Here is a 14,075-nt window from a genome sequence, read left to right on the forward strand (position 1 = left end):
GCTGTTGTCATCTGGCAAAACGGAATGCGCTGAACATATTGGCTATCAGATATCCGGCCCCGCCGCCAATAGGAATAAACAGCAGCAGTCCGAGCCAGCCATACAGCGGCAGACAGATGGCCGCCGAGCACAGCAGGGCAAACGGCATCAGCATGAGCGGAAGCGCCTTGGCTCCCGCCTCTGCTTTCTGTTCTTTGGTAAATGGTAAAATCCCAATGTAGTCATCCCCTGAAAACAGCAGCCAGTAGGAGGACAGCCAGTAGGACATTAATGCGATCAGCAGCGCGAAGATCAGCCACTTCAACATAGAAGGAACAATGAATACCGCTATCAATCCCACTCCGGTAAATGACAGATACAGCTTCAAGTGAGACGGATTCCGCACCAATGCCTTGATAGCAGCCGCCGTGAACCGGCTCTCAGGCAGCGTAGACTTCAGCAGCGGCTGCGATTTCCGGAAGATCCACGGCTTGTACCGCGTAGGCCGCGGTTTATCGAGCACCCCGCGCAGCATCAGTGCAGCGATTCTCATCCGCTGCTTGTAGTCTTCGCGCACATCATTCATGAAGGTGCCGCGCAAACGCAAGCGATAGCGGATAGCCCAGGCCGTCACCACCGCAAACAAGGCAGTGACCAGCAGCAGAAGCAGAGGGCTGTCCTTGAAGTACAGTCCGGCCCGGATATAGACGGCACAGGGTACGGTAACCGCAGGAATCAGCCATAACCAGCGGCGGAAGCCCTGCCGCTGGACCTTGACGATATGCCCGAGCAGCTTGACACACCAGCTGCAGGCAATCGTCATGGCAAGCAGTGCCCAGGCCGCGGCCGGACTAACGCTGTAGCCATGGACGATGAAGGGCAGCAGAATGACATACAGCACAGCCATCTTCAGAGCTGTGACTACAAGACTGTATAGCGTTCCCCGCAGCACAATCGTCCGGATCCAGTCCTCCCGTTGCCTGAGGAATAACAGATCCCCTTCCTGCAGTAGCAGAACCAGGCCTCCGGTGGCCACCAGGATTGCCAGCAGGGCGAGAATGATTCCAAAGGGTAAATCTGCTGCCCATGCAGGCAGCTCTTGATTCCAGAAGCCATAATAAAACCGTCCGCCCAGCAAACCGCCTGGAATGATAATGTACAGCAGCACCGTCCAGTCCGCAGCTGTACGGATGATAGCAGATTGCTCACGAAAATGGGAAAACAACCGCCGCCGGAACAGCTTCCGAGCTGTGGGAAAAGCAAATGCACTTCTGCTCATGTCAGTTCGTCGAAGCAATCAAACAACGACGCCTCCGGCAATCCCGCCTGGGCGCGGATATCTTCCAGTGTCCCCGTTGCTGTCATTCTCCCTCCGGAGACCAGCACGAAGCTGTCACAGATTTTTTCGGCCGTGTCCAGCACATGCGTTGACATCAGCACGCCGGCTCCGCGCTTGCGCTCAGCTTCCAGGAGACGAAGGAAATCTTTGGTCGCACGCGGATCAAGCCCGATGAACGGCTCATCCACAATATAGACATCAGGCTGGACCAGAAAGCCCAGCATCAGCATCATTTTTTGTTTCATACCCTTGGAGAAGCCTGCGGGAAGATCGTTGCGCACCTGATCCATGCCGAACTGGGACAGAAGCTTATCGGCCGTGGCCTCAAAGGTTTCGTAAGACAAGCCATAAGCGGCTGCAGCCAGGTCCAGATGCTCCCACAACGTCAGATCCTCATAAAATACGGGCTGCTCCGGCACGTAAGCATAAGATTTGTTCTCTCCGCCAAGCTTCACCTGGGCTTTGGCATGCTTCAGCAGACCCAGGAGGGTCTTGATTGTGGTGCTCTTTCCCGCTCCGTTAGGACCAATTAAGCCCAGCAACTGTCCTTGCTGTACCTGAAAAGAGATATTGGATATTCTCTTATCCCCTGCTTCATAGCCCGCTTCTTCAATATAGACATCCAGTACAATGTCCCGTTCCATACTTTCCTGCTCATGATCTCCGATTGATCCAAGTTCCTGAACCTGCGGTGCTTCTGTCTCTTCCATACAGCTCTCCATCTCCTAAACCATAATAGCTGGCGCCTATTCACCGCCTGCCGGATACACTCCGGTAATCCGATCATATCACCCTCAGCCACCCTGTACCAGCTTAGTTCGGCGGACAATCCGTTTAGGCTACTGATTGTTCCAGGGCGTGCGACGCCTTGTCTCTTTTTTCGATTCCCGGCCGCAGGAAGAGCAGCGACGCTCCAAGCAGGGCTGCCAGCATACCCGAGACAATGAAAGCCGTGACCGGACCGGAAACTGTCACTAATGCCCCACCAGCTACCGGCCCCAGAATAACCGCTGCACTGGTCAGACTGCTCACAATTCCAAATACCCGGCCCGTATAGGCTTCCGGTGTCCTGCACTGTAGCATCGAGTTGAATGGAATAAGCACAAAGCCTGCGCCGGCACCGGCGAGAACAAACGAACCGAACAACATTATATTCATCCAAAGGCCCGCCTGTCCGTAAGCAGCCACAAGAGCAGCGCTCGCAAATACAGAGCCCATGAGAATCGTACCGGTGGCCATGAACACAAGCTGGCGCTTGCTGCTGCCCATCCGTCCCACTACGAGGGCCGAGAGCAGAGTACCGAAACCGCTGGCAGCTACGCACCAGCCCAGCAAATCGGCATTCACTCCGGGAATTTCCCGGAACAGAGTAACGGTCTGGGAATCAGCCACCTGAAGCACCAGCAGGGCTGCTACAATCATCACGACGCCGCTGAGCACCACTGGCATGCCGGCAATCAGCCGTAATCCTGCACCAGCTTCCTTGCGGAAGGAATGGCGAAGCTTTGGCGCTTCAGCAGCCTCACTCACTCTGTCTGTCTTGAACATTCCCGCTCGCGGCAGCCCCAGCAGGATGACCGCCGATACGATGTAGCTCACCGAATCAATGATGTAGCAGGCGGAAATTCCGACGGCTGCAACAAGCAGACCTCCAATCGCAGGACCGATAATTTTGGTAATCTGCTCTATGGAAGAGCTGAGCGCTACCGCTTGATCCATTTGTTCAGGCGGCACAAGCTCTTTGAGCTTACCGCTTTTGGCCGGAGAGAACATCACATCCAGAACCCCCTTCGCCAGCAGCAGGACATAGACTTGCCAAAGAGAGCCCGCAAATACCAGACAAGCCACAATCCCGGCACGCACCAGATCAGACCCGATCATGATTGCTCTGCGATCCATCCTATCACTTAAATATCCTGCGAATGGACCCCCTAGAAGCATCGGTACTGCCATGCATAAGGAGACGGCGGTTATCTCCCAGGGTGAAGCCTGCCACTTCAGTCCGACCATAGTGAGCAGGGCCAGAATATGCAGCCAATCCCCAATATTGGATACCAGCTGTGCTGTGATCAGCACTACAAATGGCTTGTTGGCCGTGAGTTTCACTGCCTGCGCCGAATTCCCCTGATTTTCTTTCATCCTTTATCCACTCCCGTACAATTGGTTATCTACTGTAACCATAATAAGGAATTGCACAGGAAGGTTCATCGAACCCTGGCTGTAATTACCTGCTGCGCCTAAGGCTGATTTCCCGCTCCTTCCAGAGACGGATTGCGGTAATCTCCAAAAAGTTCACAACTTTTGTGCACCCGTAAAAAATTGTTTGATTTTTAATAATTAAAAGTGTGCTCATTGTGACAAATCACATGTTCAACATTCCTTCTTTGACGTATTGTAAAGCTAGATCAACGAAAGCAGGATTCCAAACCGTGTGGGCAAGCCCTCACGATTAACAATAGAGGTGGAGAAGCATGATACAATCCTATGAACGCGATACTCAACTGACACTGCATTTGTACCGGGTTTTTGCCAAGTCTTTCAAGAGCATTAATGAGCATGCCGTAACCGGCAGCAAGATTGAAGGCTTCAATCCTACGGCTTTCGCTGTCATGGAAGTCCTCTACTACAAGGGACCACAGCCTATCCAACAGATCGGCGCCAAGCTGCTGCTGCAGAGCGGCAACGTTACCTACGTAATCGACAAGCTGGAAGAACGCGGCTACCTGCAGCGCAAACCCTGCCCAAGTGACCGCCGGGTGATCTTTGCCGAGTTGACTGCAGAAGGCGAACGTCTCATGAACGAAATGTATCCGAAATATTCGGAGCGGCTGCATCTTGCATTTAGCGGACTGAGTGATGAAGAGAAGGAACAGATGATTACACTGCTTAAGAAGATGGGCCTGCAGGCTGAGAAACTCTCTCCGCTTCCCCGCAAGTAGGATTTAGGCCTCAGAGGTTGTGAATCAATTCACGTTCAGACTAACCTAAATAGAAAACGGCCGCGCCCCCTGTACAGGAGAGCGCGGCCATTTTTGTACATTGGAGCTTCGGGATGACCAGGTTCAGCTTTCCTTCCACACGCTGTGCTCCTTCATTGCTGAAGTTAGTCCTTTTGCGAGCTCTCAAGCAGAGCATACAGGACTACATCCTGGAATCCCGCTTCCGTATGCCGGTATTCATGCAGCAGACCCTCCCGCCCAAACCCGAGTGACTGAAACAGCCGCTGCGCCCGGATATTATCCGGATGGCATAACGCTTCGATCCGGTTGAGGCCCATTACGGCGAAGCCATAGTCCAGCATTAGCTCCAGTGCCTCCCGCATGTAGCCCTTCCCCCAATAATCAGGCAGCAGCTCACAGCCGATTTCTCCTCTGTACGCTCCTTGCAGCTGCCAGCTGTTATAACCGCAGCTGCCGATAATATGCCCGTCATGTCCGAGGATGCTCCAGCGCAGACTTTCTTCCTCACGGGACATTTGCAGGAGAATCGCTATGAGCTCTTCCGCCTCCTGCGGAGTAGACAGCGGCGGTGCGGCCAGCCAGCAGGCAACCTGCGGATGCGACCAGACGGCGAACAGGTCTGCCGCATGCTCCGCCTCCATCGCGCGCAGCTTTACTTTTTTTCCGTGCAGGACAGGGACTTCTCCGCCACATACATACAAGACGATCGTCTCCTTTCAACTTTATTTAGTATACATCAGATGCAACAACGGCTGCGCCGTCCTTTTGAAGGCTTAGGCTTCCGAAGCAGCGATACTATGTATTGCTATCAGGTACCCCATTGAAACGAGAAATAGCAGGATAATTTATAGCGTGAAGCGTAGCTTAGAATTTAAAATAGCGCCTGTCATGGGTGCTTGCCACCCGCAACAGACGCTGTCGTTATCTAATTGTAACGGCCGGAAGCTATCCGGACGCACCTGCTGCTCGGACTGGCTTAAGAACTTCGGTGCACAGCACCTGAAGCTTCTGCTGGATCGCCTTGAACTCCTCAATTCCCGTTCCGGTAAGACTGTAAGCCTCCCCATGGGCAGTCAGGAAATTCTCCTGGGAGAGCCGCTCCAGCTCCTGCTTCACTTCACGTTCTGCCACCCGGTACCCCAGATTTTCCAACTCCGGCAGCATCTCTGCCAGTGTCAGATCCTTCTCATGTGCACAATACAACATATGGATTCCTATGAACAAGTTCTGTACATCGGCGCGCATATCCCACTCCTTCCGGCCAGAAGCCTTCGGTATTTATAACTGCATTACCCTGGGGAGAGAGATCGGAAACATCAACCAGATATGGTAACCGGGCGTTCCTTCCCACTGAGCCGCTGATGTAAAATTCAAACAATCCGTCAATATCCCAGGAATGCTTGACGTATCCCGCCGGGCTGTACTATGTTGTTAGTTACAGTTATGGATTTATGCTGATTTATCGTACAGGAAGGTGATGCTTCATGTTTCAAGCCATGCCCTATGATGGCACACGCAGCGAGAGGTTTGAATCGGTTCTCAGCCAGCTCGGTGCACTGATGGAAGGCGAGCCGAATGCCATTGCCAATCTGGCCAACGCCTCCGCACTGCTTAAGTACTCTCTGCCGGATACCAATTGGGCCGGCTTCTATTTATTCGACGGCAAGGAGCTGGTCCTCGGACCGTTCCAGGGATTGCCGGCCTGCCTCCGCATTCCGCTGGGCAAGGGGGTGTGCGGTACGGCCGCCAGCGAGCGCCGTACGCTGGTCGTTGGTGATGTACATGCCTTCCCTGGGCATATCGCCTGTGACGAGGCTTCAAACAGCGAGATCGTCGTCCCGCTGGTTCAAGGCGAACGCTTGCTGGGGGTGCTTGATATTGACAGCCCTATCAAGCACCGTTTTGATGATGAGGAACGCCGTTTCCTGGAACGGTTCGCCACACTGGTTGCCGACGTCATCTGATACGCTCCGTAATCAGACAAAGAGACCTTCACCGCCGCAGAATAATCTGCGCTGGTGAAGGTCTTTTTGCTGCCGGGGTGCTGGAGAGAATCCTCTCTTCCCGCACTCCAGTTTATTCAGTCGGGCTCTGCCTACAGGCGCACCGGACTGATATTCCAGATCTCGGATGCATAGCGGGCAATGGTATTGTCGCTGGAGAATTTGCCGGAATGTCCAATATTGATAATGGATTTCTTCAGCCATTCCTTCTGGTTGCGGTACGCCAAGTCAATATTGACATGGGTCTCCACATAGGAAGCGAAATCCTTAAGCACAAAAAACTCATCGTTATTGTCCAGAAGCGACTGATACAGCGTATCGAATTCCTGGGTATTGCAGCAAATAGGCCCAGGGGTCACGAGCTGATCCAGCACTTCCTTCACCCGGCTGTCGCCGTTGTAAATATCACGTGCATGGTAACCGCCGTATTGGTAGTAATCCATAACCTGCTCCGCACGAAGACCAAACAGGAACATGTTGTTATCCCCGACCATTTCATGCATCTCCACGTTCGCCCCATCCATCGTTCCGACGGTTAGCGCACCGTTCATCATGAACTTCATGTTCCCGGTACCGGAGGCTTCCTTGCTGGCGGTAGAGATCTGTTCACTAACATCAGCAGCTGGAATAATCTTCTCCGCCAGGGACACCGAATAATTTTCGAGGAAGAAAATACGGATCTTGCCCTTGATCTGCGGGTCTTTATTGACGACATCGGCTACCGTGTTGATCAGCTTAATGATGCGCTTCGCCAGGTGATAGCTTGGCGCTGCTTTGGCACCGAAGATAAAGGTGCGCGGCACTATGTCCATGGAAGGGTTATCCTTGAGCTGATTGTACAAGTGCATGATATGAAGCACATTCAGCAATTGGCGCTTGTATGCATGCAGACGCTTAACCTGCACATCGAAGATCGAGTCCGGATCTACCTGAACGCCATGCTTGCTGAAAATATATTCAGAGAGGCGCTGCTTGTTGCGGCGCTTGATTCCGGCCACCTGCTCCTGGAAGGAAGCATCCTCACTGTATTTGATCAGGCCAATCATTTCCTGCGGATGATGAACCCAACGCGAACCGATCGATTCAGTAATCAGTCCGGCCAGCTCCGGGTTCGCATGAAGTAACCACCGCCGGTGGGTGATGCCGTTCGTCTTGTTATTGAAGCGGTGCGGATACATCTCATTGAACAGACGCATTTCGCGCTTCTGCAGAATCTCTGTATGCAGAGCCGCCACACCATTAACGCTATGGCTGGCTACGATCGCCAGATGGGCCATGCGCACCTGATCATCATGAATGATTGCCATTTGATTAATCCGGTTCTGATCCCCCGGATATTTACTCATCAGCTCACCGCAGAAGCGGGCGTTAATCTCCTCGATAATGAGGAAGATACGCGGCAGGAGCTCCCGTACCATGCTGATCGGCCATTTTTCCAGCGCTTCGCTTAGAATGGTATGGTTCGTATAGGAGACCATGCGGGTAGTGATACTCCATGACTGCTCCCAGCCGAGTCCGTGCACATCCATCAGAATCCGCATCAGCTCCGGGATAACCAGTGTAGGATGCGTATCATTGATATGCAGGGCCACTTTGTCCGGCAGTGATTCAATGCCAAGCCCGTTCTTGCTGTACGTCCGCAGAATACTCTGTAACCCCGCGCTGCACAGGAAGTACTGCTGCTTCAGCCGGAGCAGCTTGCCTTCATACTGCGAGTCATCCGGATACAGAAACTCGGAGATCGACTCTACCGAACGCTTGTATTCCAGATACTTGTGGTAATCACTTCCGGCCAGAGAACCGAACATCCGTGAAGGCTGGGCGATGGACTCTGCGCTCCAGTTGCGTAGTGTGTTCACATGCCTGCAGTCTGCACCGATAACTGGCACATCGTAAGGAACCGCGCGCACCGCTTCATAGTCCTTATGCTCGAAGGCCAGCTCACCGTTCTCCTCACGGGTCTCGATATGGCCCCAGAACCGCACCTCTACCTGCTTGTCTTCCCGCCGCACTTCCCATACATTATCATTCTGCAGCCAGTAATCGGGCAGTTCCACCTGATACCCGTCAACGATTTTTTGCTCGAACAGGCCGTATTTGTAACGTATGCCACAGCCGTGCCCTGCATACTGCAGGGAGGCCAGTGAATCCAGGAAGCATGCCGCCAGACGGCCCAGACCGCCATTGCCGAGGCCCGCGTCCGCTTCCTCCTCTTCCACATCCCGAAGGCAGAACCCCAAATCCGTAAGTCCGTCACGTACAACCTCAAGCACGCCCATATTAAGGAGGTTATTGCCGAGAAGTCTGCCGATTAGAAACTCCATGGAAAAATAGTATACCTGCTTATCCTTATCGGCTTTGAACTTCTGGTTGGTGTCCGCCCAGTTCTTACCCGCATTTTCACGGATCATGTTGCCGAGAATGTTGTAGATGTCGGCGTTCGATGCTTCCTCCAGCGGCTTGCCCAATTTCCCGATGAGTGTCTCGCGGAACACTTGTTTAAAAGTCTCTTTATCGTTGAACAACAGCAGGTTCCTCCTGACAAATGCTTTTTTTAAAAGAATGGCCTCACGGTTAAATCTTACTGCTCTTAACAATCACAAATGGACGTCTGCTGTCCCCGACAAGTATCCGGTCCTTGCTTAGTTGCACGTCTTTATCCATAATGACATTCTCAATCACGGCATTCTCTTCGATGACACATTTCTGCATAATCACCGAATTAATAATGCGCGCACCCTTGCGGACCTGCACCCCCCGGAAAATCACGCTGTTCTCCACGGTCCCCGCAATAATGCAACCATTGGCCACCAGCGAATTGCTGACCTCCGCGCTGTCCAGATAGCGGGTAGGAGCTTCATATTTTATTTTCGTCTGAACCGGGTTCTCTTTGAAGAGTCCGAAATAATTATCCTGCTGCAGCAGCTCCAGACTGTTCTTGTAATAACTCTCCAGAGAGTTGATTACTGCATGATAACCTGTATATTCATAAGCGGCAATCTTGAACTTGTGGCGGTTCTTCTGAATGGCGTCACGGAAAAAGTAACTCTCCCCATGCGCAATGCAATATTCCACCTGCTCCAGAAACAGCTTTTTTTCCATAATAAAAATATCCAGATAGACGTTATGATGATCCTTCTCCTGATGGATCTCCGTCACATTACTGTCCTCGTCTACATCAACCCGCAGACAGGGATCGTGCTCCGGCTTAAGGATGTCAATTTTCTTGTAAACCAGCGTGACATCAGCACCCTTCTCCATATGATATTGAAACACATCCTGGAAATCGACGGTGTTGATGTGCTGGCTGCCGGAGAACACAATATATTTGGCCGCAGCCCGTTTGAAGAAATCAAGATTGTTGTGATAATGCTGCAAATCCCCCAGGGAAGTATCTGTCGGATCATTCCAGTCAGGCGGCAGAATGAACAGGCCCCCGTGCTTGCGGTTCATATCCCACGATTTGCCGTCGCCGAGATGGTCCATCAGCGAACGGTATTTACGGCGGACAAACAGCCCCACGCTCTCCAGCTCCGCACGCATCATGTTGGAGAGAACAAAGTCGATCAGCCGGTAGCGGCTGGCAAAAGGCACCGCCGCGCCGCAGCGGAAATAGGTCAGCTCGTTTAATTGGTCCAATTCATGGTCAAGATTGATGACACCCATGAGTTCTTTCATCGAAATCCCCCCGTCCTCTGCTGATTATATGGTTTTGGCTGCAACGGATTTGCGCTTTTTGCTTCGATTGTCGATCAGCAGAATTTCTTCCTCATCCTCCCGCTCAATCCCGATCTCCATGTAATCTTCAATGACCGTATTCTCACTGATAATGGCCTTGTGAATTCTTACATTCTTCCCGATCTTGACCTTTGGCATGATGACAGAGTCCGTAATCACACTGCCTTCACCCACTTCCACGCCGTAAAAGAGTACTGAATGCTTCACTTCTCCGTGGACAATGCAGCCTTCATTAATGATGCAGCCCGACACCTTCGCTCCAGGAGCTACATATTGTGCCGGCTGGTTCGGGTTGCGGGTGAAGATACGCCAGTTCGGATCGTTCAGATTCAGAGGCGGAGTATCGCTCAGCAGATCCATGTTCGCTTCCCACAGGCTGGTTATAGTACCTACATCTCTCCAGTACCCTTCAAAAGGATACGCAAAGAGGGATTGGCCATCAGCCAGCATGAGCGGAATAATATCCTTGCCAAAATCATGGGACGAGCCGGCGTTCTCTCCGTCCTCCAGGAGATGCTTGCGGAGCACCTCCCATTTGAAAATATAGACACCCATAGAAGCCAGTGTACTTTTCGGCTTAGCCGGCTTCTCGTCAAATTCATAAATTTTAAGATCCTCATCCGTATTCAGTATGCCAAACCGGCTGGCTTCCTCCAGCGGAACATCGATAACCGATATGGTGCAGTCGGCATTTCTAGCCTTGTGGTACTGAAGCATCGCATAATAGTCCATCTTGTAGATATGGTCTCCCGATAGAATCAGCACATGCTCCGGATCGAATTGATCCACAAACTTCAGATTGCGGTAAATGGCATCTGCTGTGCCACGGTACCAGCTGCTCCCGTTCTCCCGTTCATGCGGCGGTAAGACAAATACCCCGCCGTCCTTGCGGTTCAAGTCCCAATCGCTGCCTACTCCGATGTATGAATGAAGCACAAGCGGTTCATACTGCGTCAGCACACCGACAGTATCAATTCCCGAATTGGAGCAGTTGCTCAAAGGGAAATCAATAATCCGGTAGGTCCCCCCAAAATAAACAGCGGGCTTTGCGAGCGACTTGGTCAATCCCTTTAATCTTTTCCCTTGGCCTCCCGCCAATAACATGGCTACCATTTCTTTTTTCTTCATGGAAGAGCCTCCCTTAACTTATGGGTAGTGAAGCATGTAATCAAAAAGGTTGGATGATGAATAGTACAGCGTAGATTTAACCCAGTGCAGAAATAGAAACTCCAGAAAGAAGTGTAGCGAAAGAGACGTGCTTCAAAGGAATAAGATAAGGTCAGAAACGGGGAAAACACATAGAATTGGGACTTATTTCCGGCCACGGAAAGACTCTTTAGGCCGGGTGGTATCCTTATTGTAAAGTGTTCTATAGCCGCCGTCAAAACCCTTTATCGTCCCGTTCAAAAACTATTTATATTCTGACTAAACTTCTTATTAATAGCATTAATATCTCCGTATAATTAGATTAACCATTATGATTAACCCTGAAAGACTATTTTCGAATCCTTTCCTAATTTAATGTTTCCATCTTCAGCAAACTTTCATTCTGATATGTCATAATGTAGCTAACGATTACCGATGTGGAGGAACAATGCATGAAGGCTGCCCAAGGTGTACGATTGCTGCTCGTGGATGATGAGCCTCATATTCTCCAGTTCCTGGAGCTGGGCCTGAACAATGAGGGCTTTGAAGTAAGAACCGCTCCGGACGGGGTTAGTGCCATTGCGGTTGCTGCGGAATTCAAGCCCCATGTGGCCATTCTGGATGTGATGATGCCGGGGATGGACGGATTCGAGCTCTGCCGCTATCTCCGTTCGGAGGAATCAGAGCTTGCGGTAATCATGCTTACAGCCAAAGATGAAGTGGATGACCGTGTTAAGGGTCTGTCCATTGGGGCTGACGATTATATGGTCAAGCCGTTCAGCTTCGAAGAGCTGCTGGCCCGGATTCAGGCACGTCTGCGGAACCAGTTCCCGGGACTGCTCGGCGAAGTGCGCTGCGGACCATTCCGGATCGATGGCCGGCGCAAGGAAATCCGCCACAAGGACGAGGTACTGGAGCTGTCCCCTACCGAATACGAGCTGCTGCAATACCTGGTCATCAATCATGGTCTGGTGCTGAGCAAACCGATGATTCTCGATAAGGTATGGGGCTATGATTTCGGCGGTGAGGAGAATATCGTAGAGGTCTACATCCGTTCCCTCCGCGAGAAACTGGGCGACAAAGAACACCGGATCATACGCACGCTTCGCGGTGCGGGTTATCGGGTGGATCTGGTATGATTGCCCGTGCCAAGGGCCTATTCGGCAGGCTCCCCGCGCCGCGCTCCTTGCGCAAGCAGCTGCTGATCATTTCACTGCTGATTCTCTCCGCCCTGCTGCTCTTAATCGGTGTGCTTCAGTATGTACTTATGCGTGATTTCATCTACACCAACCGGGCGGAATCCATGGAAACCCAGATCCGTTCCGTGCCGCGTGAGATTTTTTTCAACTCGCTGGCTTTCAATAACAACGGTGAGAAGGGATCCGGGACAAGCAGCGGAGAACCAGGCAGCGGTATCAGTGGCAGCACTGGTACGCCAGCTCCCGGGCTGCCGCCTGTAAACGGCAGTACTGGCGGTATTGGAGTCCCTGAAGGCAGCGGCACTTTCATCCCCGGCAATATGCGTAACGCTGCCAACCGGCGTCCGCTTCTGCTGGACGCCCATACGACCCTCGCGATTTACAGCACGAGCGGAGGGTTCAAGGATTTCCAGGAGGAGACCCTGTCTGATTCCTCTGCTCCCAGATTATCCGATGCGGAGTACAATAACTTGCTGAAGCACACCACCGACAAGGCTACCGGCAGCTACCGGCTCATTACCGCACCGGACGGCAGTGAGCATCTGGCCGTATTCATGAATCTAGGCAAACCCCAGGAGTCCCGGATGCTGCTGCAGATGAGTGTCAGCACAGGCCCGCTGAAGGATGTGATCATGCAGCAGCTCCTGATTTTTGCAGCCTTGTCGGTTGCAGCCCTGCTGGCTGGGCTTCTCCTGTACCTGCCAGCCCTGCGCAAAACGCTAGTTCCCTTATCCAACATGGGGGAAGCCGCACAGATTATCGATGCAGGCAATTTGAGCGAGCGGTTCCCCGTCAACCAGGGACAGACAGAGATCGACAAGCTGTCCCGCTCATTCAACGGAATGCTGGAGCGGCTGGAGATTTCTTTTCAAGGTGAGCGTGAAGCCAAAGAGCAAATGCGGCGTTTTGCCGCTGATGCCTCCCACGAGCTTAGGACCCCGCTAACGTCCATCCATGGATTTCTGGAGGTGCTGCTGCGAGGAGCTGCAGATAACAAGGAACAGCTCATGAATGCGCTAAGAAGCATGCACGGAGAATCGAAACGGATCAATAAGCTGGTAGAGGATCTGCTCCTCCTGGCCCGCATGGACGGAGCGCCGCAGCTTAACATCAAAAAAATGATGCTGGGAGATGTGATCACCGAGATGCAGCCGCAGCTCCTCATGCTTGCCGGAGACCGCAGGGTTACCTTCGAGATCCCTCGCGGCATCTGCGGCATGTATGATCCCGACAAGCTGAAGCAAGTGATTCTTAATCTATTCCACAATGCGGTACAACATACCGATGCTGAAGAGGGAATTATACATGTTGGCCTGGTTGCCCGGGGTACGGAAGCCGAACTGACCGTGAGGGATAATGGCTCCGGGATCGCGGCAGAGCATATTCCCCATGTATTTGAAAGATTCTACCGAAGTGATTCTTCACGCACCCGTAAATACGGCGGCTCCGGACTCGGACTCTCCATAACCAAATCCATTGTGGATGCACATCACGGCGACATCCGTATCGACAGCCGCCCCGGTGAAGGAACCTCCTTCAAGGTTACCCTTCCATGCTTCACAGATTAGCTAATGAAGAATCATTAACGTTATAATAGTAAGTGAGACGCTCACAAAACTTAAGGCCTATGCTTCCGAAGTGAGTTTTGTACGAAGCAGTTCGGATGATGTGTAGGCTCACAAAACTTAAGGCCTATGCTTCCGAAGTGAGT

Annotated in this window: 12 protein-coding genes; 4 read left to right on the top strand and 8 right to left on the bottom strand. The window is 52.2% G+C overall.

Annotation, left to right across the window (positions count from 1 at the left end):
* Window positions 1-7 precede the first annotated feature (7 nt).
* From A3842_RS21785 to A3842_RS21795, 3 genes are all read right to left on the bottom strand, one after another.
* A complete protein-coding gene (locus A3842_RS21785; protein ID WP_074102722.1) occupies window positions 8-1,258 on the bottom strand; it encodes an ABC transporter permease in 1,251 nt (416 codons plus the stop codon).
* Window positions 1,255-2,028 carry an ABC transporter ATP-binding protein gene (locus A3842_RS21790; protein WP_074102723.1) on the bottom strand — a complete coding sequence of 258 codons (774 nt, stop codon included), beginning with the start codon at window positions 2,026-2,028 and terminating at the stop codon, window positions 1,255-1,257. The genes A3842_RS21785 and A3842_RS21790 overlap by 4 nt, the downstream gene beginning before the upstream one ends.
* 124 nt (window positions 2,029-2,152) lie before the next feature.
* Window positions 2,153-3,457 carry an MFS transporter gene (locus A3842_RS21795; RefSeq protein WP_074102724.1) on the bottom strand — a complete coding sequence of 435 codons (1,305 nt, stop codon included), beginning with the start codon at window positions 3,455-3,457 and terminating at the stop codon, window positions 2,153-2,155.
* Between the two features lie 332 nt (window positions 3,458-3,789).
* Here A3842_RS21795 and A3842_RS21800 point away from each other — a divergent pair, with 332 nt between their 5' ends.
* Window positions 3,790-4,257, top strand: coding sequence for a MarR family winged helix-turn-helix transcriptional regulator (locus tag A3842_RS21800; protein ID WP_074086810.1), 468 nt, complete (start codon window positions 3,790-3,792; stop codon window positions 4,255-4,257).
* Between the two features lie 164 nt (window positions 4,258-4,421).
* On the opposite strand, the gene A3842_RS21805 is transcribed toward A3842_RS21800, so the two are convergent.
* Together A3842_RS21805 and A3842_RS21810 are read right to left on the bottom strand one after the other, a co-directional pair.
* Window positions 4,422-4,979 (bottom strand): GNAT family N-acetyltransferase, encoded by a 558-nt coding sequence (locus tag A3842_RS21805; protein ID WP_074102725.1) that lies wholly within the window; start codon window positions 4,977-4,979, stop codon window positions 4,422-4,424.
* 244 nt (window positions 4,980-5,223) lie between these two features.
* Window positions 5,224-5,523 carry a hypothetical protein gene (locus A3842_RS21810; protein ID WP_074086808.1) on the bottom strand — a complete coding sequence of 100 codons (300 nt, stop codon included), beginning with the start codon at window positions 5,521-5,523 and terminating at the stop codon, window positions 5,224-5,226.
* Window positions 5,524-5,762: 239 nt separating this feature from the next.
* On the opposite strand from A3842_RS21810, the gene A3842_RS21815 reads away from it, so the two are divergent.
* Window positions 5,763-6,242 (top strand): GAF domain-containing protein, encoded by a 480-nt coding sequence (locus A3842_RS21815; RefSeq protein ID WP_074086807.1) that lies wholly within the window; start codon window positions 5,763-5,765, stop codon window positions 6,240-6,242.
* 131 nt (window positions 6,243-6,373) lie between these two features.
* Here the strand turns inward: A3842_RS21815 and A3842_RS21820 are convergent, their stop codons facing one another.
* Genes A3842_RS21820 through A3842_RS21830 form a run of 3 tightly spaced genes read right to left on the bottom strand, consistent with a single transcriptional unit; the run spans window position 6,374 to window position 11,147 of the window.
* Window positions 6,374-8,806 (bottom strand): glycogen/starch/alpha-glucan phosphorylase, encoded by a 2,433-nt coding sequence (locus tag A3842_RS21820; RefSeq protein WP_074102726.1) that lies wholly within the window; start codon window positions 8,804-8,806, stop codon window positions 6,374-6,376.
* A gap of 49 nt (window positions 8,807-8,855) precedes the next feature.
* A complete protein-coding gene (gene glgD, locus A3842_RS21825; RefSeq protein ID WP_074086805.1) occupies window positions 8,856-9,959 on the bottom strand; it encodes a glucose-1-phosphate adenylyltransferase subunit GlgD in 1,104 nt (367 codons plus the stop codon).
* Between the two features lie 24 nt (window positions 9,960-9,983).
* Entirely contained in the window at window positions 9,984-11,147 is a 1,164-nt protein-coding gene (locus A3842_RS21830; protein ID WP_074086804.1) for a glucose-1-phosphate adenylyltransferase, read from the bottom strand.
* A gap of 470 nt (window positions 11,148-11,617) precedes the next feature.
* Here A3842_RS21830 and A3842_RS21835 point away from each other — a divergent pair, with 470 nt between their 5' ends.
* The gene (locus A3842_RS21835) at window positions 11,618-12,304 is read left to right on the top strand and encodes a response regulator transcription factor (protein WP_074086803.1); all 687 of its coding nucleotides are present in this window, start codon (window positions 11,618-11,620) and stop codon (window positions 12,302-12,304) included.
* Window positions 12,301-13,932: a sensor histidine kinase gene (locus A3842_RS21840; protein WP_074102727.1), complete on the top strand. Its 1,632-nt coding sequence runs from the start codon at window positions 12,301-12,303 to the stop codon at window positions 13,930-13,932. The genes A3842_RS21835 and A3842_RS21840 overlap by 4 nt, the downstream gene beginning before the upstream one ends.
* Window positions 13,933-14,075: the final 143 nt, after the last annotated feature.

It is taken from the genome of Paenibacillus sp. P3E (genome assembly GCF_001909045.1).
Classification (GTDB): Bacteria; Bacillota; Bacilli; order Paenibacillales; family Paenibacillaceae; genus Paenibacillus_AQ; species Paenibacillus_AQ helianthi.

Excerpts from the sequence above, each read along its gene's own strand:
- A3842_RS21785 (WP_074102722.1), bottom strand. The coding sequence starts at position 1,258 with ATGAGCAGAAGTGCATTTGCTTTTCCCACAGCTCGGAAGCTGTTCCGG.
- A3842_RS21790 (WP_074102723.1), bottom strand. The coding sequence starts at position 2,028 with ATGGAAGAGACAGAAGCACCGCAGGTTCAGGAACTTGGATCAATCGGA.
- A3842_RS21795 (WP_074102724.1), bottom strand. The coding sequence starts at position 3,457 with ATGAAAGAAAATCAGGGGAATTCGGCGCAGGCAGTGAAACTCACGGCC.
- A3842_RS21800 (WP_074086810.1), top strand. The coding sequence starts at position 3,790 with ATGATACAATCCTATGAACGCGATACTCAACTGACACTGCATTTGTAC.
- A3842_RS21810 (WP_074086808.1), bottom strand. The coding sequence starts at position 5,523 with ATGCGCGCCGATGTACAGAACTTGTTCATAGGAATCCATATGTTGTAT.
- A3842_RS21815 (WP_074086807.1), top strand. The coding sequence starts at position 5,763 with ATGTTTCAAGCCATGCCCTATGATGGCACACGCAGCGAGAGGTTTGAA.
- glgD (WP_074086805.1), bottom strand. The coding sequence starts at position 9,959 with ATGAAAGAACTCATGGGTGTCATCAATCTTGACCATGAATTGGACCAA.
- A3842_RS21830 (WP_074086804.1), bottom strand. The coding sequence starts at position 11,147 with ATGAAGAAAAAAGAAATGGTAGCCATGTTATTGGCGGGAGGCCAAGGG.
- A3842_RS21835 (WP_074086803.1), top strand. The coding sequence starts at position 11,618 with ATGAAGGCTGCCCAAGGTGTACGATTGCTGCTCGTGGATGATGAGCCT.
- A3842_RS21840 (WP_074102727.1), top strand. The coding sequence starts at position 12,301 with ATGATTGCCCGTGCCAAGGGCCTATTCGGCAGGCTCCCCGCGCCGCGC.